Genomic DNA, 2,856 nt, shown 5'->3' on the forward strand with positions numbered 1-2,856 from the left:
TCTGGCCCAGCAGACAATTGGCTCAACGCGTTAGGCAGATGTCAGAAAGTGCAGTTACTTTGTGACTTTCGTCGCAAAGCTTAAGGATTCAAAGCTTGAAATCATATCACCGCTGACCCGCCAAATGAACGACGGCACCTAGACAGCATTTCCCTGAATGGCAACGTGGCAGAAGGCGGGGAACATGTGAATCTTTGTGGACACAATCAAGATCGAGAGTTGCGGCATGCAGAACGCAATCGCACGCCAGCTTGCGCCGAGACGAAATTCGTCGATATGCCACGTGGATAGATTGCCACAACTGATCCGGATTGACTGCATGTCACGTGGAGTTCCGTGGACTTGCCAACGACGGTCCATGTTTCGGTTGGGACGGGATCAAGTTCTTCGAATGATGAATAGACTTGAAACCTGTTTTAGGTCGTTAGATGCTCTGCGAATGGGCCAACCACGAGGTACTTACTGCGATCAGACTCTGACCGCACCGTTGGCGAGAAATGAATGCGATCATGCGTGGGCGTTATCTTGGTATGGAACTCGCAGACAATCTTATTCCCCCTAAATGATACTTCGCGTTCACGCATTGCTGCGGCATTGCCGTGAGTGTTCGGGCTTTCGGGGCTGATATCAACACCACATGTCGCTCCGACCTGGTGGCAAGCATCAGATAACTGCGAACCAGCAATAAGTAAATCGAGAAGTAGATCATTGATGGATGCCAAATGATTCACAATCTTGTCTCGGATACTTTCATAACTCTCTCGAAACCGCCGAAGCTGCGAACTGAGTTCCAAAGCAAATCGCAAACGGGGAAATGATAGGTGCACCCACTTTTCAAAGGAGTTACTGTCGAAAGTTGTGTTTGAGTGAGGGTTGAAAGAGGCGGCGTATTTCGAGAAAAGTTGGTTACCAAACAAAGACCAATTCTCCCCGAAAGGAACGCCACCCGTGAAGAACAGTAACCAGGAATTCGTCTCTGAAACAGTCTGCTGCGTCGACAATCCGGAGGTTGCTTCCGAGAGTGCCTCGACCAGCGAAGTCCGTGACGTGCTGACTCAGATTCTGCGAGAGGGAGCTCAGAAGATGTTGCAGGCAGCCATTCAGAGGGAGGTGGATGATTATCTGCAGAATCGATCCGGCATCGTTGGTGAAGATGGGCGGCGGCTCGTCATTCGGAACGGATCGCTTCCGGAGCGGGAACTCACCACTGGCCTTGGGCCGATCCAGATCCGTCAACCTCGAGTCCGCGATAAGCGGGCTGCAGACGAGCGTGAGGTCTTTCATTCTTCCATCCTGCCGAAGTATCTTCGCAAGACAAAATCCATTGAGGAGCTGGTGCCATGGTTGTACCTCAAGGGCATCAGTACGAACGACTTCCCGGAGGCATTGCAAGCGCTGCTCGGCAAAGACGCGGCCGGCTTTTCAGCAACCACGATCACTCGGCTGAAATCCATCTGGGAAGGAGAATATGACGAATGGTCGAAGCGTTCCCTGAAGGACAAACGATATGTGTATTTCTGGGCTGACGGCATCTACAGCAACATTCGATTCAATGACAACGAAGGCCGCGGCTCGGATGAAAATCGCCAGTGTTTGCTGGTCTTGATGGGCGCCACGGCAGATGGCACGAAGGAACTGATTGCGGTTGTGGATGGTGTTCGTGAAAGTGAATTGTCATGGAAGGAACTTCTTCTGAACGTCAAAGCTCGCGGCCTGCGATACGATCCGCTGCTGGCGATCGGAGATGGAGCTTTGGGATTTTGGAAGGCACTGCACCAGGTGTTTCCAACAACTCACGTGCAACGTTGCACAGTTCATAAGACGGCGAATGTGCTGGACAAGATTCAAAAGAGCGTTCAACCTCAGGCGAAGCGGATGCTTCATTCGATCTGGGATGCTCCGACAAAAGCAGAAGCCGACAAAGCCTTCGATCTGTTCATTCGGACGTTCGAAGCAAAATACGCGGCAGCTGTGGAATGTCTGCGAAAGGACCGGGATGTGCTGCTGACGTTCTACAACTTCCCGGCGGACAATTGGTGTCACATTCGGACGACGAATCCCATCGAGAGTACCTTTGCAACAATCCGACTGCGTCATCGAAAAACAAAGAACAACGGAAGTGCCAAAGCGTCAACGGTCATGATCTTCAAGCTGGCTCAGAGCGCTGCCAAAGGCTGGCGAAAACTCCGAGGTCATCAACACATCCCGGAACTGATCAAAGGCGTCCGCTTCATCGACGGCATCAACGAACAATCTGTCGATGAGCTCAATTCCTCAACCACCAAATCCCATACAACTCATACCGAAGTCGTCGCCTGAAAGATTCCTCCTGAACACAACATTTGGAAGTAACTCCCTGGTCCGGACCATACTGATCAACGGGGCCACCGACGCCAAGAACTCCAATCACAAATGGCAACGCCGGGGCGTTCAGATCTTTCCGCACGTCCCGAATGAAATGAACCATTGCGTCAGTATAAGCATCATAGCCACCGGGCTGGTCGCGAGTCGGATAAGTGCCTGAATCCACCATATCGTTCCAGCCCTGAAACCAGACAAACCCGGCCAGTTCATAGCCCTGTGATGCAATGTCATCGGGCATGATTCGTTTGAGGTCTGCGGTGACACTTCTGACGTGGTCGATCATCAACCGATAATGAACACCGGTCGCGGCTTCTTTCTCTGCTTTGATCACGACAGGATCTTTGCTCTGTTTCCGAAAAGTCGCCAGTTGTGATTCGTTGAACACATACGGACCCGCGCCTGGGGAGCGAAAATCGGTATTCAGGCTCTTGCCACCCCATGACGTTTTGATTATCAGAATGGGGCCGTCGATAAGCTTTTGCATCGTCAGCC

Annotated in this window: 2 protein-coding genes; one reads left to right on the top strand and one right to left on the bottom strand. The window is 51.7% G+C overall.

Going from position 1 to position 2,856, the window contains the following annotated elements; translation table 11 throughout:
* The first annotated feature begins 948 nt into the window (after window positions 1-948).
* The gene (locus R3C20_26045) at window positions 949-2,319 is read left to right on the top strand and encodes an IS256 family transposase (protein ID MEZ6043969.1); all 1,371 of its coding nucleotides are present in this window, start codon (window positions 949-951) and stop codon (window positions 2,317-2,319) included.
* Here the strand turns inward: R3C20_26045 and R3C20_26050 are convergent.
* On the bottom strand, window positions 2,267-2,856 hold a 590-nt coding region (locus R3C20_26050), incomplete at its 5' end, for a sialate O-acetylesterase (protein MEZ6043970.1). The genes R3C20_26045 and R3C20_26050 overlap by 53 nt on opposite strands.

The sequence above is a fragment of the Planctomycetaceae bacterium genome, from assembly GCA_041398825.1.
GTDB lineage: Bacteria > Planctomycetota > Planctomycetia > Planctomycetales > Planctomycetaceae > F1-80-MAGs062.